Origin of the sequence: Pseudomonas sp. LPH60 (assembly GCF_030718165.1) — a bacterium.
GTDB lineage: Bacteria > Pseudomonadota > Gammaproteobacteria > Pseudomonadales > Pseudomonadaceae > Aquipseudomonas > Aquipseudomonas danubii.
This window is the reverse complement of sequence record NZ_JAVAJH010000001.1, coordinates 433552-456554: the sequence shown is the minus strand read 5'-3', so window position 1 is coordinate 456554 and position 23003 is coordinate 433552. Positions and strand designations below refer to the sequence as shown.

Genomic DNA, 23003 nt, shown 5'->3' with positions numbered 1-23003 from the left:
GGATCGAACGCCGTTAGACGGTCAGCAAGCGCTCGCGCAGCTTGGTGATTTCGTCGCGCATCTGCGCCGCCGCCTCGAACTCCAGGTCCCGGGCCAGTTGGTACATTTTTTCTTCGAGCTGGCGAATGCGCTTGGTGATTTCGCTGGGCGAACGCAGTTCGTTTTCGTAGCGGGCGCTTTCTTCGGCGGCCTTGGCCATGCCCTTGCGCTTCTTGCTGCGCGAGCCCGGCACGGTGGCGCCTTCCATGATGTCGGCGACATCCTTGAACACCCCTTTGGGGGTGATGCCGTTGGCCAGGTTGAAGGCAATCTGCTTGTCACGCCGCCGTTCGGTCTCGCCAATCGCCCGCTCCATGGAACCGGTGATGCGGTCGGCATAGAGAATCGCCCGGCCATTGAGGTTACGCGCGGCGCGACCGATGGTCTGGATCAGCGAACGCTCGGAACGCAGGAAGCCTTCCTTGTCGGCATCGAGAATCGCCACCAGCGACACTTCCGGCATGTCCAGGCCTTCACGCAGCAGGTTGATCCCCACCAGCACATCGAAGGTGCCCAGGCGTAGGTCGCGAATGATTTCCACACGCTCCACGGTGTCGATGTCCGAGTGCAGATAACGCACGCGCACGCCGTGGTCGGCCAGGTAGTCGGTCAAGTCCTCGGCCATGCGCTTGGTCAGGGTGGTGACCAGCACTCGTTCTTCCACCGCCACGCGCTTGGTGATTTCCGACAACAGGTCATCCACCTGGGTCAGGGCCGGGCGTACTTCCACCTGGGGGTCCACCAGGCCGGTGGGACGCACCACCTGCTCCACAATGCGCCCGGCGTGCTCGGCTTCATAGTTGCCCGGGGTAGCAGAGACGAAGATGGTCTGCGGGCTGACGCCTTCCCACTCGTCGAAACGCATCGGCCGGTTGTCCAGCGCCGATGGCAGGCGAAAACCATATTCCACCAGAGTCTCCTTGCGCGAACGGTCGCCCTTATACATGGCGCCCACCTGAGGCACGCTGACGTGGGATTCGTCGATCACCAACAGCGCATCCGCCGGCAGGTAGTCATACAAAGTGGGTGGCGCGGCGCCGGCGGGACGGCCGGAGAGGTAGCGCGAGTAGTTCTCGATGCCGTTGCAATAGCCCAGCTCGAGGATCATCTCCAGATCGAAACGGGTGCGTTGCTCCAGACGTTGGGCTTCCACCAGTTTGTTGTTGGAGCGCAGGTATTCCAGGCGCTCCTGCAGTTCCACCTTGATCCCCTCGATAGCGTCCAGCAGGGTTTCCCGTGGGGTCACGTAGTGGCTCTTGGGGTAGAAGGTGAAACGCGGCAGCTTGCGGATCACTTCACCGGTCAACGGGTCGAAAGCGCTGATGCTTTCCACTTCGTCGTCGAACAGCTCGATGCGGATCGCTTCCAGGTCGGATTCCGCCGGATAAATGTCGATCACGTCGCCACGCACACGGAAGGTGGCACGAGCGAAGTCCATATCGTTGCGGGTGTATTGCAGGTCCGCCAGGCGCCGCAGCAAGGCACGCTGGTCGAGCTTGTCGCCGCGGTCCACGTGCAGAACCATTTTCAGGTAGGTTTCCGGGCTGCCCAGACCATAGATGCAGGACACCGTGGTCACGATGATCGCGTCCTTGCGCTCCAGCAGCGCCTTGGTCGCCGACAGGCGCATCTGCTCGATATGGTCGTTGATCGAGGCATCCTTCTCGATAAAGGTATCCGAGGAAGGCACATAGGCTTCGGGCTGGTAGTAGTCGTAATAGGAAACGAAGTACTCCACCGCATTGTTCGGGAAGAAGGCCTTGAATTCGCCGTACAACTGGGCTGCCAGGGTCTTGTTCGGCGCCAGTACCAGGGTCGGGCGCTGCACCTGAGCGATGACGTTGGCGATGCTGAAGGTCTTGCCCGAGCCGGTCACGCCGAGCAGGGTCTGGTGGGCCAGTCCGGCCTCGATGCCTTCGACCAGCAGGCGGATGGCTTCCGGCTGGTCGCCGGCGGGCTGGAAGCGAGTGACTAGCTGGAATTCGGACATATCTACCTCTGGGATCATTCATGCGCGGCTATACCGTACAGGAACGAGAAACACCGCGTACGACCCATGTCGCCGAGGAAAAAACCGGAATGAGCTGGATGTGGAGGCAGATACCACGGCTTTCAAGGTAAAGGTCTTACACCCGTTAACACCCGGAAGGTTGCAATAAGACTAACGGTCGAAAAATAAAGCGAAAAACTTGTCGCAAAAGGTCAATCGGCTGTCGCCCCCCGCGATGATGGCCTCTATACTAGCTCCCCGTTTGTGCACCGCTCTAGTGCATTCGGCTGGAGCGCGACACGTCCCTCCACAACTCCATTCAGAGCCGCCGTAAAAATGAGCCTGTTCTCCGCTGTCGAAATGGCACCACGCGATCCAATCCTGGGCCTCAACGAAGCATTCAACGCCGACACCCGAACCAACAAGGTCAACCTTGGGGTGGGCGTGTACTGCAACGAGGAGGGACGCATTCCACTCCTGCGCGCCGTTGTCGAAGCCGAGACAATTCGCGCCGCTCAACACGCCTCCCGTGGTTACCTGCCGATCGACGGCATTGCCGCCTATGACCAAGCGGTACAGAAACTGCTGTTCGGCAACGACTCGCCCCTGCTGGCCGCTGGCCGCGTGGTCACCACCCAGGCCGTTGGCGGTACTGGTGCACTGAAGATCGGCGCCGACTTCCTCAAGCAACTGCTGCCCAACGCTGTAGTCGCCATCAGTGATCCAAGCTGGGAAAACCACCGCGCACTGTTCGAAACCGCTGGTTTTCCGGTGCGGAACTACCGCTACTACGACGCCGCCACCCACGACGTAAACCGCGCCGGCCTGCTGGAAGACCTCAACGCCCTGCCGGCCCAATCGATCGTGGTGCTGCATGCCTGCTGCCACAACCCGACCGGTGTCGACCTGACTCCGCAGGACTGGAAAAACGTCCTGGAAGTGGTCAAGGCGAAAAACCTCGTGCCATTCCTCGACATGGCCTACCAGGGCTTTGGCGACGGCATCGACGAAGACGCCGCGGCCGTGCGCCTGTTCGCCGAGTCGGGCCTGACCTTCTTCGTGTCCAGCTCGTTCTCCAAGTCGTTCTCGCTGTACGGCGAGCGCGTTGGCGCCCTGTCCATCGTCAGCAGCTCGAAGGAAGAAAGCGCTCGCGTGCTGTCCCAGGTCAAGCGCGTGATCCGCACCAACTACTCCAACCCGCCAACCCATGGCGCAACCATCGTTGCCGCGGTGCTGAACAACCCGGAACTGCGCGCCCAGTGGGAGCAGGAACTGGCGGAAATGCGCCTGCGCATTCGCGGCATGCGCACCCAGATGGTCGACTTGCTGGCCAAAGGCGCCCCTGAGCACGACTTCAGTTTTGTCGGCCGCCAGTGCGGCATGTTCTCCTACTCCGGCCTGACCGTTGAGCAAGTGACCCGCCTGCGCAACGAATTCGGCATCTACGCCCTGGACACCGGCCGCATCTGCGTGGCCGCACTGAACCAGAACAACATCGACGTGGTGACCAAGGCCATCCTCCAGGTGATCTGATTCACGGCCGTCGCGCAAAAAGGGGAAGCCATGGTGCTTCCCCTTTTTTGTGCGCGCTCAGCTAATAACCAGTCCAGCCCCTGCATCCTCTAGACTGAGGCCACGCCTCCCTTGCCGATCGAGAATCCAGATGAAAGACGATGACCTGCGGGCCGACCGCGACGAACTGGAGCACTACTTGCCCCGCTCGCAGAAACGCGAAAAGAGCCTGGTACTGCAAATCGCCCTCGGCGTGTTCCTCGGTGGTCTGGCCCTGTGGCTGGTGCAACTGGCAGCCACATCGCTGATGGCCAAGCTGATGCTGGGCACCCTGACCTTCGGCGGCTGAACCGACTCAACCCGCCAGTTCACGCATTCGCTGACTGGCGGCATCATCAAAGGCCACGTACAACGCCTCAGCGACCTGGCTCTTGATGGCCTTGGCACTCTCCAGCCCCAGGACAAAACCTTCGGCCTTGCCCGCCGCGCGGTTCAGATCCGCCGCTGCCGCTGCCTGGGTAATGGCATCCCACAACTTGTCGGCCTGAGGCCCGACTCCCTTGGGCAGGTTGATCTGCTCGATGCTCATGACAGCACCTCGCATCGCGATGCAAAAAAATGAGTGGGAACCTGGGATAAATCGAAGCGCATCATAAAAACGTACCTTTGCGGCTTGAGGCCGGCAGCGCGTGAAACCACTTCCGGGGAGCCATGGTAGCCCCTATCGGATCACGTACAGCCCCGCTAGCTGATAAAACCCTTGAAGTAATGTCAGCAGATCATTCAGAACCTCGCCGCACTGAAAAAAACATTCACAGCTTGTTGACTTCCCTTTCTGAATCAGTAAGATACGGCGCATTCCGCGATAGCTCAGTTGGTAGAGCAAGTGACTGTTAATCACTGGGTCCCTGGTTCGAGTCCAGGTCGTGGAGCCATATTCCTACACTGATTTGCCTCAAACCCAACAAGAGCGCCCTGCTCTTTTGGCAAATCAGCAGAAAAAAACCACTATCAGTTCCATGATCCGCATGTCAGCCAGACATGCGGATAAAGTGCTTTGCGAGCCGAATGGCTCAGACAAAGGTCTGGTTGCCTTGCCGCAATGGCCTGACGTAGGCTGTGCGCCTATTTTTCCGGCCAGTCAGACAACGATGTTCCTGCCAGCACAGTCCCCGTGCCTCTCCCCCTCGATGAGCCCTTCGGCAACCCTGGCCGTTGCCCAGCATGATTGCGCGATCAACCGTCGCCGCCGCAGCGTCCTGTTCGCCTTCACCTTCTCCCCGCACCAAGGCAGTCGCTAACCGCAATTGAGCCTGGCACCGCCCCGCCACCTTTGGCGCCGATGCAGAGGCTGGCTCGCCAGCGAAGACGTCTCGAAGTGCGCCGCACCATTCAATGACCGCTTCGCCAGCAGCCAGCCCCTACGCCGAGGGCACAGGCCCGGCTCTCGCCCGTATCTCGGCGGATGCTGTCACGCGGCGTCCGCAACATCTCCATTTTTCAGCGCCTGACGCTTCAGGCGCGAGTCTTGATCATGAACAAAGCCTTGTTAGCTGCCTTGATCCTGGGCATTTCCATTGTCGGCCTGAGCATCGGCTCCACAGTGCCGATCCTTGCCCTGCGCCTGTACCAGGCCGGCGCGTCGAACAATCAGATTGGCATCATGTCAGCCCTGCCTGCGGCGGGCATGATGCTTTCGGCCTTCCTGGTCAATGCCTTGTGCCAGCGCCTGACCCGGCGCCAGATCTATCTGCTGTGTTTCAGCCTCTGCGCCCTGAGCGTGGCAGCCCTGGAACTGCCGGGCGCCAACCTCTTCAGCCTGGGATTGGCCCGGGTCGCCATGGGGCTTGGGGCCGGGCTGATCATCATTCTCGGGGAAACCTGGGTCAATGAAATGGCCGAAGACGCCAGCCGTGGCCGCTTGGTGGCGGTCTACACCACCTGTTTCACCTTCTTCCAACTGCTGGGCCCTGGCCTGGTATCACTGCTGGGCACCGAGGGGCCGCTCGTACTCGCCATTGTCAGCCTCGGTTATGCCGTGGCGATCGCCGTGGTCTGGCTGACCCTGCCCCAGGAAGACTCCCCAAGTCCTCACGAGGAAAGCCGGACCTTCTCGGTGCTGGGCTTTATCCGCATCGCCCCGGCGTTGTGTGTGGGCATACTGTTCTTCGCCTTCTTCGACAGCGTCGTGCTGTCGCTGTTTCCGGTGTACGCGGCCACTCATGGCTACAGCATCAAACTGGCGGCACTGATGGTGACCATCATTCTCCTGGGAGATACGGCGTTCCAGTTCCCCCTGGGCTGGCTCTCGGACAAGCTGGGGCGCCCGGGGATCTACCTCGGCTGCGGCATCATCGCTCTGCTGATCGGCCTGTGCCTGCCACTGTTGATGCAATCCCCCGGTCTGCTCTGGCCGAGCCTGGTCATCCTCGGCGCGGCGGCGGGCGGCATCTACACCCTGGCGATCGTGCTGATCGGGCAATCCTTCAGCGGAGCGGATCTGGTGACCGCCAATGCCAGCGCCGGTCTGCTCTGGGGCATCGGCAGCCTGCTGGGACCACTGCTCAGTGGCGCCGCCATGAGCGGCGGCAGCTATGGTTTGCCCCTGACCCTGTCGGCGGCCGCCGCCGTGGTGGTGGTAATGGCTCTGTCCCTGGTGCGCCAGGGGCAGTTCAGCAAGGTCACGGAGTAAGTCACGCTGCTCAAAGGGCGGCCTGGAAACATTCACAGGCCGCCTCTTTGTCATTACCATCGCGCCATCCGAATCCCCTGATGAAAACTGTGCAATGAACCGACCTCTGTGCCTCCTGTCCCTGTGGGGGCTATTGTCTCTGTTACCGCTACAGGCCCTGGCCGCCTCCACGGTGGATTGCGCCACCCTGAGCGACAACGCCTCTCTGGAAGCCGGCGAGTACCGCCCGCCCCTGGAAGCCAAGGTCATAGGCCAAGGACGGTTGCACTTTCACAGTGGGCCGAATGCCGCCTGCGTGAACCAGAAGCTCTATGTGATTCCGGGCGACGGCCTGACCGTGTACGCCTCCAGCGACAGCGGCTGGGCCCAAGTCATGTACATCGCCAAAAACGGTGAGGACTACAGTGGCTGGGTCGAGGAAAAACGCCTGCAACTGGGCGGTCACTACGGCGGCCCACAGCTGCCGGCCGAGGTCACGGCCTTTATCCAGCGTCACGAAGATTGCCAGCACTTTGCCGGCGAGGAGGCGTATGACGAGGAGCGTCGGGCCGAACTGGAGAAAGCCATTAACGACGTCTGTATCGGCCATGATCGCCAGCTCGCAACCTTGCGCGGGCAGTACAAGGACAACCCCGAGGCCCTGCAAGCCCTGGAGCCCCTGGACAACCTCGAATAATGACTCACCCATAAAAAACGGCGCCTTCAGGGCGCCGTTTTTTAATGTCGCAATGATTGCACTCAGTGCGTAGTTTGCGCACTGCCTCGAGCATGGCTCGGTGCCGAGCCGTCCCCAAGCGGATTCGACGACTGTCCCGAAACCTCAGCTACCAGCGGCACTTCATTGCCTTCGGCATCGTGCAGCTTGCCACCGCTGAAGTAGTCCCCCTCACGCAGTACGGCAATGTCCTGGAAGCGCAGGCTGCGCTCGGTGCCAGCGACGAACACCGACTGCTGGTCCGAGTTGCCGGCGGTGAAATGGTTGAACGCCAGGTTCAGCAGGATCGCCATGATCGCCGACGAGCTGATGCCCGAGTGGAAGATCGTCGCAAACCAGCTGGGGAAGTGGTCGTAGAAGCTCGGCGCAGCGATCGGGATCATGCCGAAGCCGATGGAGGTCGCAACGATGATCAGGTTCATGTTGTTGCGGTAGTCGACCTTGGACAGGGTACGAATGCCACTGGCCGCCACGGTGCCAAACAGCACGATACCGGCACCGCCCAATACCGAGGTGGGCACCGCCGCAATCACCCGCCCCATAAAGGGCAGCAGGCCGAGGACTACCAGAAACACGCCGCCGGTAGCCACTACAAAACGGCTCTTGATCCCGGTGACCGCCACCAGCCCGACGTTCTGGGCAAACGCACTCTGAGTGAAGGAACCGAAGATCGGCGCGATCATGCTCGACAGCATATCGGCACGCAGCCCATCCCCCAGGCGCTTGGAGTCGACCTTGGTGTGGATGATTTCACCCACCGCGAGGATGTCCGCCGAGGTTTCCACCAGGGTCACCATGACCACGATGCACATCGACAGGATCGCTGCGACATGGAAAGTCGGCATCCCGAAGTGGAACGGCGTGGGCAGGCCAAACATCGGCCCCTGAGTGACACCGGAAAAATCCGCCATGCCCAGGAACACCGCGATCACCGTACCGATGACCATGGCAAGGAGAATCGACAGCCGGGAAATCGCCGCGCTGCCGATCTTGCTCAGTAGCAGCACCAGCACCAGGGTGAGGGCCGCCAGACCGATGTTCGACATGCTGCCGAAATCCGCCGCCCGGCTGTTACCGCCCATCGCCCAGCGCGCCGCCACAGGCATCAGCGTCAAGCCGATGGTGGTGATGACAATGCCGGTGACCAGCGGGGGAAAGAACTTGGTAATGCGAGAGAACACCGGCGTAATCAGCAGGCCGATCAGCGAAGCTGCAATCACCGCCCCCAGAATTGACTGGAAGCCGCCCTCGCCGCTGCTGGTGACAATCGCCACCATGGTCGATACGCCCGCAAAGGACACCCCTTGAACCAACGGCAGCTTGCAGCCGAAAAACGGCACGCCGAGCGTTTGCAGCAAGGTTGCCAGCCCCCCTGCAAACAACGAAGCGGCGATCAGCAGGCCGATCTCCGCTGGCGACAGACCGGCCGCCTGGCCGACGATCAGTGGCACCGCAACGATACCGCCATACATGGTCAGAACGTGTTGCAGGCCATAAGCCATATTCGCGGCAATACCCAAATTTTCATCTTCGGGACGTTGCTGTGAAACCTGGGGCGTATTCATGGTGTGGGGTTCCCTGTTTTTGTTATGCGCACACTGTATGCAACAACAAAGACAACTGTCCATAGGATTGTATACAGTTTATCGGTCAATCTTCGGGCACTTCCCCCTGCTGATTCACCGATAAAAAGCCCCGCTCAGGTCGTACGGATCACCCTTTTCCAGCCTGAATGGCCGCCCCAGAGCCACCGCCCCACATCGGGCCGGCAGGACCTGTGCAGCAAGCCGACATCCTCTTCCCCAACTCCACCCGCTGAAACACAACGCAAAAAAAGGCCGATCCATTGGCTGGATCGACCCTCGCTGCACACAAAAAGACCAATCAGTTGGACGGTACGCGGATCTTGTACACATTGGGTGCGACACGAATCCACTGATCGCTGACCAGCGGATAGACCCGGGTCCGCGCCGACAAACGCAACAGCTGCGAGTTGATGTTAGCCAGGGTCTTCACGTTGCCGTCACGCTGATAGCTGAGCATGTTGTCGCGCACATTGATGATGGTGTTCCAGGTGTCCTTGTTATTGATGATGTACTGGGCATTGGTTTCGAATTGCTCACCCGGATCATCATTGCGACCGTTCGGACCGAGAAACAGGTTCCAGGGCATCCAGGTGTAGAAGCCATGAAAGGTGTCCCAACCCAGGGGCCGTGGCGGCACGCCCGCATTGGCCCGCACCACGCCCCGACCGATCTCCTCGAGCAACGTCTTGGCCTGGTCATAATCCGCCGCCACCGGCGCAGTGACGTTGACTCGATTGTCCTGGCCATAGCTGAGGAAACGTGCGCCAAAGCCGTCCCAGAAACCCTTCAGCTCCTTCAAGTGCCCACGCTGCACCACGGACATGTAGAAATCCCGCAATTGGTTGTAGGCAATGATGTGGTGTCGACTCACCGGCACCGTGAACGCCGGCCCGACTCCGGACGTCTTGAGATCGGCACTGTAGTTGTCGGACGGTGGATAGGGCGACCCGGCCCGCGCGTCCATGCTCAGGTTGTAGTTGCCGTCGGGGTTGGGGACCGCGAAGCTGCTGGTGGAACACAGGCTGACCACTGCCAGCAGCGCAGCGAACAGCCCCTGCTTGAAACGCCTCAGCGGTGTTGCGGTACTGCCGGACACCGTGGATCGATGTATTTTCTGCATGATTCTCTCCATAGAAAATTGCCGGTTTGCCGGTGGATTCTATGGAGCGCCAGCTTGGGATTTTAATCGGGAAGTGCTTCCGTATTCGGCTCCCGCTCCCGGTACGACAGGTGGTGATCAGGCCTCCAGCAAGCGCTCGAGCACTCGCGACAGCTCGGGATGCTCCGGCAGACGCAAGGCAAACTCGTCCCGCAACAACTGCATCAGCTCCCCCGCATTAGTGATCTGCCGCCGCTCGCTGGGCTGCCCCACGCGATGCAAAGCGTAGCTGCCGTTGTTCAGGGTTCGGCGCACCCCCGGCCCTATCAGCGCCACCTTCAACTGACCGAGGAAAGGCGAGTCACGGTGAGTCGAGACGTACCAGTTGCCCATTTCGTAGTCCACATCGCCCTGTATCTGCAGATCAAAGACGTACAGGGCCCGCCACTCATCCATGACCTTGGCGCGCAGGGTGTAGCTACCGTCTCGCTCGGTAATGCGATAGGGCTCGTGGGGTGTTGCCTGCTCTGCTTCGGTATCGAGCAGCAAGGGCGCAGTGGGCACCATGCCGCCGAAGCCGACATCGGCGATGTAGCGCTGCCCGTCCAGGTGCAACAGCGTCAACCTGTGACTGCGCGCGGTGAGCGCATCCTCCGGCCCGCCCATGACCACCCGCCCGGTAATGCCACGCGCCTCATAGCCCAGATGCTGCAACAGCACCAGGAACGTCTGATTGAGTTCATAGCAATAGCCACCGCGCCCCTCTTGCAGAATCTTGCGTTCCACCGTGCCCAGGTCGATGGGCACCGGCAGGCGCAACAAGGTAGAAAGGCTTTCGAAGGCAAACTCGCAGACATGTCGCCATTGCAGTTCTCGCAGGGTTTCCAGGGTCGGCGGCGGCGCGCTGTGGTAACCCAGTCGGCGCAAATAGAGGTCAATGTTCATCAGGTGCGGCTGGCTCATGCACAAATCCTTGAAATGAGTGTCGCGCAGGGCTCCGGAGATGCTTGTGCCGATCCGCTTGTCCAGCACCGGTCCCTGCCAGGTCAACGATAGGTATAAGCCAGAAACGAGGCATTCCAACAATCGATTCGGCTGATATTTTTTATCGCATTGGCCCGGGATTGGCTCTTGCCAAGAGCTGACGGTGATTCTGTAGTAGCCACCGCCCCAGTGGCCTCGCCCAGGCGCGGCGAGCGTCCTGCCTGTGGCTCAAAAATCATTCGGCACGGGGCTTCTAACGCGACCAGGGACATGACGCCGCAGGCACCACCACCTATGAGCTTGGTGGCAATACCTGCGCCAATCAGATCTTCTGCAAAGCCTGACAATGACTCAACGGTCGGAGCGCTGCAGCAGATCCTCGGCGCTCTCCACCGCCAGGGCCATCACCCGGTTGCGCCCCGTGGCCTTGGCCTGATACAGCGCTGCATCCGCCCGTTCTATGAAGACTTCGATGCTGTCGCGCCCCGTAGGGACGAAGGAGTAACAGCCCAGACTGATGGTCACGCGCCCCACTGGAGAACCGGAATGGCTGATGTTGCGCTCCATGACGCTCTGGCGAATCTGCTCGGCCATGGCCAGGGCACCGTGGATATCGGTATCGGGTAGCAGCACCGCGAACTCTTCCCCGCCATAACGCACGGCCAGGTCGGTCTTGCGATGACAACACCCTTTCAGGGCCTGGGCCACCTCTGCCAGACAATGATCGCCGGCCACATGGCCGTAGGTATCGTTGTAACGCTTGAAGTAATCGATGTCGGCGATGATCAGGCTCAGCGGCGTGCTCTGCCGCGCCCCGCGACCGAACTCGATCTCCAGGGAACGCTCGAACAGCCGCCGATTGCCCAAACCGGTCAGACTGTCATGGGTGGCAATCACCTCCAAAGCCTCCTGGGCCTTGCGCAGATCGGTTTCGATCCGCTCGTTGTTGCGCACCTGGCTCACAAACACCCAGCCGAACAGCCCCACTCCCAGCAGCACCAGGGCGACGATGGCCGTGGATTGATAGGCCGAGGCGTACCAGCCCTTGAGAATCGAGTCCTTGGAGTTGGCCGCCGCCACCACCAGCGGATACGCCTGCAACTGGCGATAGCCATACAAGCGCGTCACCCCATCCACGATCGAGGTGATCATGGCGTTGCCGGAGGTGGCCTCAGGCAGGTACTTGCTGAAAATCTCGCCACGGGACAAGGAGGCCCCCACCTGCCGCTCCTCGAATGGCCGCCGCGCGATCAGGGTGCCATCGGACAGGGCGAGAAACATCACGCCCTGCTCATCGATATTGAAGCTTTTGAAGAATTGATCGAAGTAAGCCAGCTTGATGCCGGCCATCAGCACGCCCTGGAAGTTCCCGTTCTGGTCATTGATCCGCCGCGAAATGGGAATGATCCACTCGCCGTTGGCGCGACTGCGAATCGCCGGACTGATATGGGCCTGCAGCGAAGCGTTCTGCTGGTGGAACCTGAAGTAGTCACGATCTGCCACGTCCTTGCCATGAGGCGAATCGTTAAAGGAACTGACCACCCACTGGCCTTGCTTGTCATAGAGAAACACTCCGCTGAGTTGCACCAGGGCCTGTACCCGCCGAGCAAAGATCTGTTGCAGACGCAGTCGCTGCACGGGCCCCTCGCCGATGGCCTGGATCCACTCGGAAAGGCTCATCAGCACCAGGTCGGCCTCCATGAAGGTGTCCTCCGCCTGCTGGGCAATGGCCCGAGTCAGGTTGGTGGAGTTGACCTCTGCCTGCGCCAGGTCATGGCGCCAGGACTGCTCTAGCTGGAGGTAGAGCAAACCGCACAGGCACAGGAACACCGTGGCGATAAAGGCCACCGCGGCCTTGAGCAGCGGCAAGCGTTTCAAGGTGCCACCCGGGGCGTGTTGAGCGTCGTAAATGGGGACAGGCAAAAGGGGCGTCCTGACGGGAAAAGCCTGAACTACGCGGCAGATCCCTGGTTGTTTTCGAGACCGGTTCACTGACCAGCATCCTGTAAAACATCGGCTCCATGGCGTTCAAACACAGGCCAGGGGCCGCTCGCAACCGCATCCGATCTAGCCCCTTGCAGGGGTTATCGGCCGCAGAGGACGATGCCTAAAGCGCGGATCGTCGGCTGGAACAATATTCGACGATGACCTGAGTCAGTGCCGCCACAACGGCCGGGTCCGCGTCGGACGCAGTAAACAGCCGGAACTGGGCCTGAGGCAACTCCGGCAAACCGTATTCCGCCCCCAGTGCACACAGCCCTGCTCCCAACTGACTGACCGCCATGGGCGCCACGGCGAAGCCCGACAGCACTGCGGCACGCAAGGCCCCATTGCTGCTGCAGAGCATGGCCGTACGCTGGGCGATGCCGGCTTTGGCCAACCGCCCCAGGGCCACCGCCCGATAAGGACAAGGCTCAGGAAACAGCGCCAGGGGCAAAGGCTCAGGCAAGGGTGCCACTGATTGTGGCAGCCCGGCCCAGACCAGAGGTTCGGACCAGAGCAACTGGCCTGGCGCTGCTGTTTCGCACAAGGACCCCACCACCAGCTGCAAACTGCCCTGAGCCAGAAGATCCAGGAGGGTACCGGGGATGCTCACCTGCACATCGAGCTGGATACCCGGGAACTGCCCGGCAAAATCCAGTAGCGCGCGCAACAGACGGGGCTCGGCGAAATCCTCCGCCAACCCAATCCCCACACGCCCATGGAACGGCACCCGGGTCAACTCGGTCCAGGCGTCGCGATTCAACGCCAGAATGGCTCGGGCGTAGGCCATCAGCCGCTCGCCATCGGCTGTCAGTTGCTGTGAGCGGGTGGTGCGTTGCAGCAGCGGCTTGCCGACCTGCTGTTCCAGGCGCCGCAGATGGCCGCTGACCGCCGACTGGGTCAAATGCAGTTTTTGTGCTGCACGACTGAACCCCTGTTCATCGACAACAGCGACAAAGGTACGAAGCAGCAAGGCATCGAACATATTTCATATCGCCATCAATAAGCCTTAGATCGACAATTTATATTTATAAATCAGCTATGTTGCAATAGCGGTCATCCCTGTCCACCAAGAGATTCGTTCATGACCCGGCTCCTGCACATCCAATGCTCGCCTCGCTTACATCGCTCCGCCTCCCTGGAAATCGCCCGCAGTTTTATCCAGCGCTATCAACAACAGGTTCCCGACACTCAAGTCAGCACCCTGGACCTTTGGAGCCTGGAACTGCCGGAGCTCGATCAGACAGCAATGGACGCCAAGTACGCCCGACTCGGTGGCCAGCCGTTGAACGCTAGCGAACAAAGCGCGTGGGACCGACTCCAGGAACTCGCCGCGCCCCTGCATCAGGCCGACCTGTTGGTGTTCTCCGTGCCGCTGTGGAATTTCAGCATTCCCTACAAGCTCAAGCATTTCATTGACCTGGTATCACACCAGGGAATCCTCTTCAGCTTCGACCCCGAGCACGGGCTGCAGGGCCTGTTGCGCAACAAGACAGCGGTGGTGAGCTACGCCCGCGGCCTGGATTTTTCAGCCCAGTCGAACACTCCGGCCCAAGCGTTCGATTTCCAGAAACCCTACATCGAGGCTTGGCTGAACTTCATCGGCATTGCCGACCAGCATTCGCTGGTGGTGGAGAAAACCATTCTCGGGCCTGACATCGACCAGGCCTCCCGGCAAGCGACCGCGCGCCAGGCACACGGCCTGGCCGAGCAACTGGCAGCCCGCCGTCCCTAGTACTCGAAAAAGACCGGTGGAGCGACTGACAGTTTCCGCCGGTCTGCAACCTTCCACAGTTCCCCAGGCGAAACTCCCACCGCCTCGCCCCCTTTTATCAACAGGCCTGCACTGATCGGCACGAATCATCAAAAAGCTCACAAAAACGCCGTCGGCCCATGCATTTTTGGTCTATACACAACTCATAAAATTCTTCGATACAAACCACCGTCCCGCTCCTCAGTACTTTCAGGTCGTGCGTATGGCGGTGTTGGAAGTTGATCACCAAGGAGTGGATGTTGATTGGGGGTAACACGCTTAACCGTTTCATGTTCAGGCCCTGGCGCCATCGGGAACTGCTATTGGCGCTAATCGAGCGTGAAATCACAGGCCGCTATCGCGGATCGATCGCCGGTCTGCTCTGGTCCTTCCTCAACCCCCTGCTCATGCTGCTGGTATACACCTTCGTTTTCAGCGTGGTGTTCAAGGTGCGCTGGGACACCGGCAGCGACTCGAAAAGCCAATTCGCCTTGCTGGTATTCACCGGCATGATGGTCTTCAACCTGTTTTCAGAATGCATCAGCCGTGCCCCGGGCCTGATCCCGAGCAACGCCAACTACGTGAAGAAAGTCGTGTTCCCCCTGGACCTCCTGCCCGGCGTGATACTCGGGGCCGTGCTGTTCCATACCCTGGTGAGTTTCATCGTCTGGCTGATCTTTCATCTACTGGTCTTCGGCCTGCCACCGTTCACCACCTTGCTGTTTCCCCTGGTACTGCTGCCGCTGGTGCTGTTCACGCTTGGGCTGTCATGGTTCCTGGCGTCCCTGGGGGTCTACCTGCGGGACATCGGCCAGGTCATTGGAGTGCTAATGTCGGCCCTGATGCTGCTGTCCGCAGTGTTCTATCCCGTGAGCGCGCTGCCGACTGCCTATCAGCACTGGCTCTATCTGAATCCCCTGACCCTGGTCATCGAGTCATCCCGCGACGTGCTGATCTGGGGCGTCGTCCCCGATATCAGCCTATGGCTGGGCCAACTGGTGGGTGCCAGCGCTGTGGCTTTTCTCGGACACGCGTGGTTCGAGAAGACCCGCCAGGGGTTTGCCGATGTGCTCTGATCCTGTGATCAAGACCCAGGGCCTGGGCAAATGCTATCAGATCTACGACCAGCCTCGGGATCGCTTGCTGCAATTGCTGCTGCCTCGCGGTAAACCGCGCTATCGCGAGTTCTGGGCACTGAAAGAGGTCTCCCTGGAGATTCGCAAAGGCGAAGCCCTGGGCATCATCGGGCGCAACGGCAGCGGCAAATCGACCTTGCTGCAACTGATTTGCGGCACCACGGGCGCCTCTTGCGGCAGCCTGACCCGCCACGGCCGGATCGCTGCCTTGCTGGAGCTGGGTTCGGGATTCAATCCGCAGTTCACCGGCCGCGAGAACGTCTACCTGAACGGTGCGGTGCTGGGGCTCAAGCGCGCGGAAATCGAAGCGCGCTTCGACGAAATCGCCGCGTTCGCCAATATCGGTGAGTTCATCGACCAGCCCACCAGGACCTATTCCAGCGGCATGCTGGTACGCCTGGCCTTTGCCGTCTCGGTATGCGTGGAGCCGGACATCCTGATTGTCGATGAAGCCCTGGCCGTGGGCGACGCTTCCTTTCAGTTCAAGTGCCTGGAGCGACTCGATCGCCTGACACGACAAGGCATGACCCTGCTGTTCGTGTCTCACGACATGAGCCTGATCAAGCGCTTCTGCAACCGCGCCCTGTATCTGCGTAACGGCGAAATCCGCGCCAGCGGCGCGCCGGAAGCGATGGCCGAGCTCTACCTGCTGGACATGCGCGACGAACAGCGGCGCTGGGCCAGCGCCGGAGCCATCCAGGTCACGGTCAAGACAGCGCTCAACCCGGAACACGGCATGGCTTTTGGCACCGATGAAGGACGCATCACTTCGGCGGTCTTCAGCAACACCGGAGCGCTGTACTCGAGCTTTGTCCATGGCGAAAGCATCGAGATCGCCATCGACACGCTCGTCAGCGACGCCGTCAGCCGCCCCAACATCAGCCTGACCATCCAGGAGGCCAGGCTGCTGGTGATCAGCGGAGTCAATGCGTCCCTGCAAAGCGGCGCATCCGAGAATGGCTGGCGCCGCGCTTCGATCCGCCTGCAGTTCGCGGCCAACCTGGCTGCCGGGCGCTACCACATCACCCTCAAGCTGATGGATGGCGAGACCGAAGAAACCTCACAACTGATTGAAAAGCAGGTCGCCCTGCTGGCCTTCGACATTCTGCCGGGCAACAAGCATTTCCTGGGAATCGTCGATTTGCACATCAAGCCCGTCACCCGTGAAGGACAAACAATCAGGGCGACCGAGGAACACTCATGAAGGACAAGGAGTGGCAGGTAGCGATCTTCGGTACCTTTGACGTGGCCAACTACGGCGATCTGCTGTTTCCCCTGATCGCCGCCGCCGAGTTGCAGGCGCGCCTGGGCACTGTGCACCTGCATGCCTTCTCCTATAACACCCGCACGACGCCACAATGGCCCTACAACGTCACCTCGGTCAGCGAACTGCCCCGGCTGATCGAGACCCTGGACGGGGTACTGATTGGAGGCGGTTTCATCATCCGCTTCGACAAACAGGTGGCCCCGGGGTATTACCCGCCAGACCCGCAGATCCACCATCCCACGGGTTATTGGCTATCCCCCGCACTGATTGCCCTGCAGCATGACGTACCGCTGATCTGGAATGCCCCGGGCATGCACTGCAACAACGTACCGACCTGGGCAGTCCCTCTGGTCAAACTGGCCCTGGAGCTGAGCCCCCACGTGCAAGTACGGGACACCTTGTCTCAAGACACCCTGTCGGCGCTGAGCGATGAGGCCCGAGTCGAGGTGCTGCCGGACACCGCATTCGGCCTGCCCAACCTGATCGACCTGCAGCAGCCCTCCGTGGAATACCGCCAACTCTGTGAACAGGCCGGACTGAACAGGCCCTACCTGGTGGTGCATGCGATTGCCGGCCTGGAGGGGTTCCTACAACTGTGGAAAACCCACAACCCGCTCTTTGCAAGGTGGCAGCTGCTGTTGCTGCCCATCGGCCCGGTACTGGGAGATCACGAATCGATTCTTGGCGACGACCTGCCAAGGGCCGTACGCCTGCCTACCTGGCCAGCACCGCTGCTGCTGGCCGAGATCCTCGGCCACGCCCAAGGCGTGATCGGCCACAGTTACCACCTGGCGATTACCGCCCTGGCCTTCGGTGTCCCCCTCTTCAGCTCGGCCCGCCTGGACCTGGGCAAGTACACCGCCCTGCGGGACTACGAGGGAATCCACCCCCTGCACGCTGTGCAAGAGATAGATCCCCAGTGGTTCCTGGAGCGCCTTGTACGGCGAGCCCCCTGCGCCCGACTGGTCGATGCCCGAGAGCAATTGCAGCGCCATTGGGATCGAGTGGCCGAACTCATCAGCCAGGGCCGCCGCCCCACCCGCCAGTCAATCGACCGACTTTGGCAAGCACTGCCTGGACTACTGGAAGAAACCCGCCTGGACTGGCGTGAGGAATGCCTGGAAAAACAGGCTGAGCTGGAGGCACTGCATAAGCAAATGGAGCAACTGAAACAACAACAGCGCCAGCAACAGGAACTCATGGGACACGCCTGCGGCGAACTCGACCGGGTGTATCGCTCCAGCTCCTTTCGCATCACTGCGCCACTGCGTTCCCTTCGACGCCGTTTCAACCATCTACTGGGAAGATGAACAGGATGCTAGATCTGACGAGGCTCACCAAACAGCCACTGCACAATCAACCTTTCCGCTGGGGCCAGATCGATGGCCTGTACACAGCGCAAGACGCCGCGGCGTTGGCAGCGACCTACCCCCATGACGCCTTCAAGCGAGTGTATGGATATGGCGGAGAAAAAGACTATGAGTACCAGGCGCGACAATTGGTGGAAATGGGGACTGGGCGCATCGTCCACCCTGAAGGCCTGAGCCCCGCATGGCTGGCACTGGCGACAGAACTGAGCTCTGCGGCCTACCGCCTGGCGATGTCGACACTGACCGACCTGGACCTGCGCACAGCCCCCATGGAAATCAATGTATTCCACTACGGGCCGCAGGCCTGCCTGGGTCCTCATCCCGACCTCAGCGACAAGCTGGTGACCCATATCCTGTATTTCAACGAATCCTGGAACATCAAAGAGGGTGGCTGCCTGAACATCCTCGGCTCTGCAGATCCAACGGATGTGGTAGCGGTGATCCCACCCCTGGTCGGTAACTCTGCCGTCCTGGTGCGTGCCGAACATTCATGGCACGCCGTATCACAGGTAGTGGACAACTGCCGGACCTCACGCCGCAGCATGACCGTAACCTTCTACCGTCCCGGCTCTCTGAGCTCGATGTGGCCAGCCGCAGACCAGACTCCTCTGCATGACTATGAAGGGCCTCATGGCTAAAGCGCACGCAAACCTGATTGGCAACGTTATCGCCCCAAAGGAAACCGGGAATGCCACGGCCTGACCCCAAAGCACTACTCAGGCAACTGCGCAACACCTATCGGAGACTGCCACTGCCCAATCCTCTGCGCGTCCTATTGGGTCGAATTTATCGCCAAATGACATCAGTACGACGAGCCCTGCACCGCGACGTAATAGCCGACAGTCTGTTTCAACCTCCACTTTGCAACTTGCAGGAGCCGCTGGCGAATGCGCCCGACTACGTATTCTGGGGCGTCATCGACTGGGATTTTCGACACCAGCGCCCGCAACAGCTGGCCGAGCAGTTGAGCCTTGGCGGACGCCGTGTGTTCTACATCTCGGCAGCTCTGGAGGATGACCCTCGCGACGGTTTTACACTGCGCCCTCTTGATGAAACGGGGCGCCTGTTCGAAGTTCGGCTCTTTGCCCACACCGCGCCGATCATTTACCACGCAGTACCGGATGAAACCTTGATCTGGCAGTTGCGGCGCAGCATCGGTGAACTCCTGAGTTGGGCGAATTCGCCCCAGGTGGTATCGCTGATCCAGCACCCGTTCTGGGCTCCCGTGGCGGGAGTGCTGCCCAACAGTCGTGTGGTCTATGACTGCATGGATCACCATCAGGGATTTGGCAACAACGCCGCGCAGTTGCAACAACTGGAGTGCCGCCTGATCCGCGAAGCCGATGTGGTGCTGTTTGCCTCGGCATGGCTTGAACAACATTGGCACCCGCAAAGGCCAAGGACAGCTGCACAGCAGCGAGCGATTCTGCGCAACGCCGCCGACTTCGACTACTTCTCAACACCCACGAAACGCCGCTATCAAGATCCGCAAAAACGTCCCGTGATCGGCTACTACGGGGCATTAGCCCATTGGTTCGACGTAGACCTGGTGTCTGCCATAGCCAGCGCCTTTGCCCACTGCACCGTGCTGCTGATTGGCGCAGATACCGCAGGTATCGGCGCGCGCCTGCGGGGCCACGCCAATATCAAGCTCACGGGCGAGATTCCTTATGCGCAGCTGTCCGCCTACCTGCAGGCTTTCGACGTCTGCATCCTGCCGTTCCGCATCGAACCGCTAACCCTGGCCACCAACCCGGTCAAGGTCTACGAGTACCTGAGCGCCGGTAAACCGGTTGTGGCGGTGGATCTCCCTGAATTGCACGAATTCAAGCAACAGGTCGCCATCGCCGAGGACACGCCCGCGTTTATCAATGCCATCGCCCGGGCGTTGCAGGAACCTGGATACAGCGCTGCTTCTTGCCAACGCCAGGCCTTCGCCGCGCAGCAAACCTGGCAACACCGGGTACAGGCCCTGCTTAACCTGACAGAGAATGTTGCCTCTCAACCGCTGGTGAGCGTGATAGTGGTGACCTACAACAACTTGGCCTTCACTCGGGACTGCCTGGCGAGCCTGGCTGCCGATTCCCTGAGCGAGCCACTGGAAATCATCGTCGTGGACAACGCCTCCACCGATGGCAGCGTCGAATTCCTCCAGCACTGGTCAGCGAACAGCGGACACTCGCTGATTCTCAACAACAGCAACCGGGGTTTTGCCGCCGCCAGCAATCAGGGCCTGGCCCTGGCCAAGGGCGAGTTCCTGGCACTGCTTAACAATGACACCCAGGTCACCAGCGGCTGGGCACAAACCCTGCGCCGCCACCTGCAGCGCGACCCGGGGCTCGGCCTGATCGGACCGGTGACCAACAATATCGGCAATGAAGCGAAGATCGACATCCGCTATCAGGACTCACGGGAGATGGCCATCCGTGCCCGCCAATACACCTGGCGCCACGCCGGCCTGAGCGTGCCTTGCGCCACCCTCGGTTTCTTCGCGGTGATGATGTCCAGGTCAACCTATCAACGCCTAGGCCCCCTCGACGAAGCCTTCGGGCTGGGTTTTTTCGAGGACGACGATTACTGCCGCCGGGTCGAGCAAGCCGGCTTGTCCTGTGCCTTCGCCGAGGACGTGTTCATTCATCACCACCTGTCCGCCTCCTTCGAACTGATGTCCGGAAGCCAGCGCCAGCAACTGTTCAACCGCAACAAGGCTTTCTATGAAGCCAAATGGAACCGCCCATGGGTCCCGCACACCTCCAGGGAGGAGCCATGAAACTGGTCTATCTGTCGCCTGTCAGTTGGCACAGTTTCGCCCAACGGCCCCAGGAACTGGTTCGACAGTTCCACGCCAGCACCCGGGCTCCGGTGCTGTGGATCGAACCCTACCCCACTCGCCTCCCGGTGCCCCGCGACCTGCTGCAGCGCTCCCCAGCCCCTCCCAGCGAACCGGTGCCCGACTGGTTGACCCTGATCCGTCCCCGAGCCCTGCCGATAGAGCCCTTGCCCGGTTCGGGGTGGTTGAATCGACTGTTCTGGGGGCGCCTGATGCAGCAGGTCAGGCACTTCGCTCAGGGACCGACCCAGCTAGGCATCGGCAAGCCCTCGCGACTGGCCCTGCAGTTGCTGCGCGAGCCGCTCTTCGTCAGCAGTTTCTACGACGTGATGGACAACGTACCGGCTTTCTATAGCGGCTGGTCCCGGCGCGCCATGCAGCAACGCCAGCGCGAAACGGCCAGAGCCGTGACCACCGCCCTGACCTCCTGCTCGAACCTGCAGCACTATTGGTTGCAGCAGCAGGTCAATGCACGCCTGCTACTCAATGGCTGTGCCAGCGAACGGTTGCCCTCCCTGCCACTGTGCCGATCCACAGCACCTGCCACGCGCCCCGTATTCGGCTACATCGGCACCCTCGCCAAGTGGTTCGACTGGGACTTCATCCTCGCCCTGGCCCAGGCCTTCCCGGAAGCCGAGGTGCGCTTGATAGGCCCGCAACACGGCACCTCACCTCCGGCCCTAGCCGCCAACATCCGCTGCTTACCGGCACTGTCGCACCCAGCCGCACTGGCGGCGATGAGCGAATTCGACGTCGGGCTGATTCCGTTCAAGAGAAACGACATCACCCGTTTTGTCGATCCGATCAAGTACTACGAATACCGGGCCCTGGGCCTGCCGGTGGTCAGCACCGACTTTGGCGAAATGAGTGCTCGCCGTCATACACCGGGAGTTTTTCTCAGCGATACCGCCACGGACATTCCCCAAGTGATGCGCCAAGCCCTGGCGTTCAGCGAGCCGCTGGCGAATACCCTGCAGTTCCGCGAGGCCAACTCTTGGACGAAACGTTTCGAGGTGGCCCATGCCGCAATCCTGTGACGTGGTGGTGGTCAACTACAACGCTGGCCTTCTGCTGGAAGAGTGCGTCGCCTCAGTGCTGGCACAGGGTGTCGGCAGACTGGTATTGGTGGACAACGCCTCCCACGACGACAGCCTGCAACGGGTGCTGACCCGCTACGGTGCCGACAAACGCCTGAGTATCCTGCGCAACCCGAGCAACACTGGCTTTGCCGCTGCCTGCAACCTCGGCGCCACACAGTGCACGCAGCCCCATATCCTGTTCCTGAACCCCGACACCGTGCTGCAACCCGGGGCACTCCAAGGTCTGATCGGCGCCTTGTGCCACTCCAAAGACCTGGGCATGGCAGGTGGCTTGCTGTGCAATTTCGACGGTAGCGAGCAGCCCGGTGGTCGCCGAGTCTTTCCGACCCCACGCCGAGCGGTGGTTCGCGCCCTCAACCTCTCGGGTCTGGCCTGGCTGTCACCCCGCTTGTTTTCCGACTTTCTCCTGCACCGCGAGCCCCTGCCGACCCGACCAACCAACGTCGAAGCCATTTCCGGCGCCTGCATGCTGGTCAAACGCGAAGCCCTGGACAGCGTCGGCGGCTGGGACGAAGGCTATTTCCTGCACTGCGAAGACCTGGACCTGTGCATGCGTTTTCGCCATGAAGGCTGGAAAGTCTGCTTCGTGCCCCAGGCAAAAATCTTTCACGCCTGGGGCGCCTGCAGCCGCTCACGCCCGTTGTTCGTCGAATGGCATAAACATCGAGGCATGATCCGCTTCTATGGCAAGTTCTTTCGTGATGATTATCCGAAGGTTCTTTCCTGGTGCATTTGCGCGGGGGTATGGCTGAGGTTCGGCGCAATGGTGGGGTACTACTCTGCGGTGCGGTTGAGGCAGATAGTCGGCGTAACTCGATGACTCACCAATCGTCCCCCGTCCATCCCGGGGACAAACAAATTACCCCTGCGCTTTCCTGATAAACTCCGCGCTATCAGATCTTTTGTTCACGATGCGAAGAAGCTTGCTTCATTTGCCGCCGTAACGT

19 protein-coding genes and 1 tRNA gene are annotated in these 23003 nt (G+C 60.7%); 13 read left to right on the top strand and 7 right to left on the bottom strand.

Annotated elements, in window-relative coordinates; genetic code table 11:
- Window positions 1-13 precede the first annotated feature (13 nt).
- Window positions 14-2029 carry an excinuclease ABC subunit UvrB gene (gene uvrB / locus Q8O96_RS02140; RefSeq protein ID WP_102863684.1) on the bottom strand — a complete coding sequence of 672 codons (2016 nt, stop codon included), beginning with the start codon at window positions 2027-2029 and terminating at the stop codon, window positions 14-16.
- A 336-nt stretch (window positions 2030-2365) separates the two neighbouring features.
- Here uvrB and Q8O96_RS02135 point away from each other — a divergent pair, with 336 nt between their 5' ends.
- Window positions 2366-3562, top strand: a complete 1197-nt coding sequence (locus Q8O96_RS02135; protein WP_102863685.1) for an amino acid aminotransferase — start codon at window positions 2366-2368, stop codon at window positions 3560-3562.
- Between the two features lie 130 nt (window positions 3563-3692).
- Complete coding sequence (locus tag Q8O96_RS02130; protein ID WP_102863687.1) at window positions 3693-3890, top strand: hypothetical protein; 198 nt, start codon at window positions 3693-3695, stop codon at window positions 3888-3890.
- 6 nt (window positions 3891-3896) lie between these two features.
- Here the strand turns inward: Q8O96_RS02130 and Q8O96_RS02125 are convergent, their stop codons facing one another.
- The gene (locus Q8O96_RS02125; protein WP_102863689.1) at window positions 3897-4130 is read right to left on the bottom strand and encodes a hypothetical protein; all 234 of its coding nucleotides are present in this window, start codon (window positions 4128-4130) and stop codon (window positions 3897-3899) included.
- A gap of 270 nt (window positions 4131-4400) precedes the next feature.
- Here Q8O96_RS02125 and Q8O96_RS02120 point away from each other — a divergent pair.
- The 3 genes from Q8O96_RS02120 (at window position 4401) to Q8O96_RS02110 (ending at window position 6909) form a co-directional block, all read left to right on the top strand.
- A tRNA-Asn gene (locus Q8O96_RS02120) sits at window positions 4401-4476 on the top strand.
- Window positions 4477-5075: 599 nt separating this feature from the next.
- A complete protein-coding gene (locus Q8O96_RS02115) occupies window positions 5076-6233 on the top strand; it encodes an MFS transporter (protein ID WP_102864093.1) in 1158 nt (385 codons plus the stop codon).
- A 94-nt stretch (window positions 6234-6327) separates the two neighbouring features.
- On the top strand, window positions 6328-6909 hold the full coding sequence (locus Q8O96_RS02110; RefSeq protein WP_305948271.1) for an SH3 domain-containing protein: 582 nt from the start codon (window positions 6328-6330) through the stop codon (window positions 6907-6909).
- Between the two features lie 62 nt (window positions 6910-6971).
- Here Q8O96_RS02110 and Q8O96_RS02105 read toward each other — a convergent pair whose 3' ends face one another.
- From Q8O96_RS02105 to Q8O96_RS02085, 5 genes are all read right to left on the bottom strand, one after another.
- Complete coding sequence (locus Q8O96_RS02105) at window positions 6972-8513, bottom strand: nucleobase:cation symporter-2 family protein (protein WP_102863693.1); 1542 nt, start codon at window positions 8511-8513, stop codon at window positions 6972-6974.
- Window positions 8514-8832: 319 nt separating this feature from the next.
- A complete protein-coding gene (locus Q8O96_RS02100) occupies window positions 8833-9654 on the bottom strand; it encodes a hypothetical protein (protein ID WP_102863695.1) in 822 nt (273 codons plus the stop codon).
- A gap of 117 nt (window positions 9655-9771) precedes the next feature.
- Entirely contained in the window at window positions 9772-10596 is an 825-nt protein-coding gene (locus tag Q8O96_RS02095) for an arylamine N-acetyltransferase (protein WP_102864094.1), read from the bottom strand.
- A gap of 372 nt (window positions 10597-10968) precedes the next feature.
- Window positions 10969-12540 carry a GGDEF domain-containing protein gene (locus Q8O96_RS02090; protein WP_102863697.1) on the bottom strand — a complete coding sequence of 524 codons (1572 nt, stop codon included), beginning with the start codon at window positions 12538-12540 and terminating at the stop codon, window positions 10969-10971.
- 184 nt (window positions 12541-12724) lie between these two features.
- On the bottom strand, window positions 12725-13585 hold the full coding sequence (locus Q8O96_RS02085; protein ID WP_102863698.1) for a LysR family transcriptional regulator: 861 nt from the start codon (window positions 13583-13585) through the stop codon (window positions 12725-12727).
- A 99-nt stretch (window positions 13586-13684) separates the two neighbouring features.
- On the opposite strand from Q8O96_RS02085, the gene Q8O96_RS02080 reads away from it, so the two are divergent.
- The 8 genes from Q8O96_RS02080 to Q8O96_RS02045 all read left to right on the top strand — a co-directional run bounded on the left by Q8O96_RS02080 (window position 13685) and on the right by Q8O96_RS02045 (window position 22876).
- Window positions 13685-14335, top strand: a complete 651-nt coding sequence (locus Q8O96_RS02080) for an FMN-dependent NADH-azoreductase (RefSeq protein WP_207816308.1) — start codon at window positions 13685-13687, stop codon at window positions 14333-14335.
- 278 nt (window positions 14336-14613) lie between these two features.
- The gene (locus Q8O96_RS02075) at window positions 14614-15429 is read left to right on the top strand and encodes an ABC transporter permease (protein WP_102864095.1); all 816 of its coding nucleotides are present in this window, start codon (window positions 14614-14616) and stop codon (window positions 15427-15429) included.
- The gene (locus Q8O96_RS02070) at window positions 15419-16693 is read left to right on the top strand and encodes an ABC transporter ATP-binding protein (RefSeq protein ID WP_305948270.1); all 1275 of its coding nucleotides are present in this window, start codon (window positions 15419-15421) and stop codon (window positions 16691-16693) included. Before Q8O96_RS02075 ends, Q8O96_RS02070 begins: the two co-directional genes overlap by 11 nt.
- A complete protein-coding gene (locus Q8O96_RS02065) occupies window positions 16690-18066 on the top strand; it encodes a polysaccharide pyruvyl transferase family protein (protein ID WP_250329375.1) in 1377 nt (458 codons plus the stop codon). Before Q8O96_RS02070 ends, Q8O96_RS02065 begins: the two co-directional genes overlap by 4 nt.
- Before the next feature lie 5 nt (window positions 18067-18071).
- Window positions 18072-18764, top strand: coding sequence for a 2OG-Fe(II) oxygenase family protein (locus tag Q8O96_RS02060; protein WP_102863702.1), 693 nt, complete (start codon window positions 18072-18074; stop codon window positions 18762-18764).
- A gap of 158 nt (window positions 18765-18922) precedes the next feature.
- Window positions 18923-20896: a glycosyltransferase gene (locus tag Q8O96_RS02055; protein WP_305948269.1), complete on the top strand. Its 1974-nt coding sequence runs from the start codon at window positions 18923-18925 to the stop codon at window positions 20894-20896.
- Entirely contained in the window at window positions 20893-21993 is a 1101-nt protein-coding gene (locus tag Q8O96_RS02050) for a hypothetical protein (RefSeq protein ID WP_305948268.1), read from the top strand. The genes Q8O96_RS02055 and Q8O96_RS02050 overlap by 4 nt, the downstream gene beginning before the upstream one ends.
- Window positions 21977-22876, top strand: coding sequence for a glycosyltransferase family 2 protein (locus tag Q8O96_RS02045; protein ID WP_102863705.1), 900 nt, complete (start codon window positions 21977-21979; stop codon window positions 22874-22876). Before Q8O96_RS02050 ends, Q8O96_RS02045 begins: the two co-directional genes overlap by 17 nt.
- Window positions 22877-23003 lie beyond the last annotated feature (127 nt).

Coding starts and splice junctions, on each gene's coding strand:
- uvrB (WP_102863684.1), bottom strand. CDS start 2,029: ATGTCCGAATTCCAGCTAGTCACTCGCTTCCAGCCCGCCGGCGACCAG.
- Q8O96_RS02135 (WP_102863685.1), top strand. CDS start 2,366: ATGAGCCTGTTCTCCGCTGTCGAAATGGCACCACGCGATCCAATCCTG.
- Q8O96_RS02130 (WP_102863687.1), top strand. CDS start 3,693: ATGAAAGACGATGACCTGCGGGCCGACCGCGACGAACTGGAGCACTAC.
- Q8O96_RS02125 (WP_102863689.1), bottom strand. CDS start 4,130: ATGAGCATCGAGCAGATCAACCTGCCCAAGGGAGTCGGGCCTCAGGCC.
- Q8O96_RS02115 (WP_102864093.1), top strand. CDS start 5,076: ATGAACAAAGCCTTGTTAGCTGCCTTGATCCTGGGCATTTCCATTGTC.
- Q8O96_RS02110 (WP_305948271.1), top strand. CDS start 6,328: ATGAACCGACCTCTGTGCCTCCTGTCCCTGTGGGGGCTATTGTCTCTG.
- Q8O96_RS02105 (WP_102863693.1), bottom strand. CDS start 8,513: ATGAATACGCCCCAGGTTTCACAGCAACGTCCCGAAGATGAAAATTTG.
- Q8O96_RS02100 (WP_102863695.1), bottom strand. CDS start 9,654: ATGCAGAAAATACATCGATCCACGGTGTCCGGCAGTACCGCAACACCG.
- Q8O96_RS02095 (WP_102864094.1), bottom strand. CDS start 10,596: ATGAGCCAGCCGCACCTGATGAACATTGACCTCTATTTGCGCCGACTG.
- Q8O96_RS02085 (WP_102863698.1), bottom strand. CDS start 13,585: ATGTTCGATGCCTTGCTGCTTCGTACCTTTGTCGCTGTTGTCGATGAA.
- Q8O96_RS02080 (WP_207816308.1), top strand. CDS start 13,685: ATGACCCGGCTCCTGCACATCCAATGCTCGCCTCGCTTACATCGCTCC.
- Q8O96_RS02070 (WP_305948270.1), top strand. CDS start 15,419: ATGTGCTCTGATCCTGTGATCAAGACCCAGGGCCTGGGCAAATGCTAT.
- Q8O96_RS02065 (WP_250329375.1), top strand. CDS start 16,690: ATGAAGGACAAGGAGTGGCAGGTAGCGATCTTCGGTACCTTTGACGTG.
- Q8O96_RS02060 (WP_102863702.1), top strand. CDS start 18,072: ATGCTAGATCTGACGAGGCTCACCAAACAGCCACTGCACAATCAACCT.
- Q8O96_RS02055 (WP_305948269.1), top strand. CDS start 18,923: ATGACATCAGTACGACGAGCCCTGCACCGCGACGTAATAGCCGACAGT.
- Q8O96_RS02050 (WP_305948268.1), top strand. CDS start 20,893: ATGAAACTGGTCTATCTGTCGCCTGTCAGTTGGCACAGTTTCGCCCAA.
- Q8O96_RS02045 (WP_102863705.1), top strand. CDS start 21,977: ATGCCGCAATCCTGTGACGTGGTGGTGGTCAACTACAACGCTGGCCTT.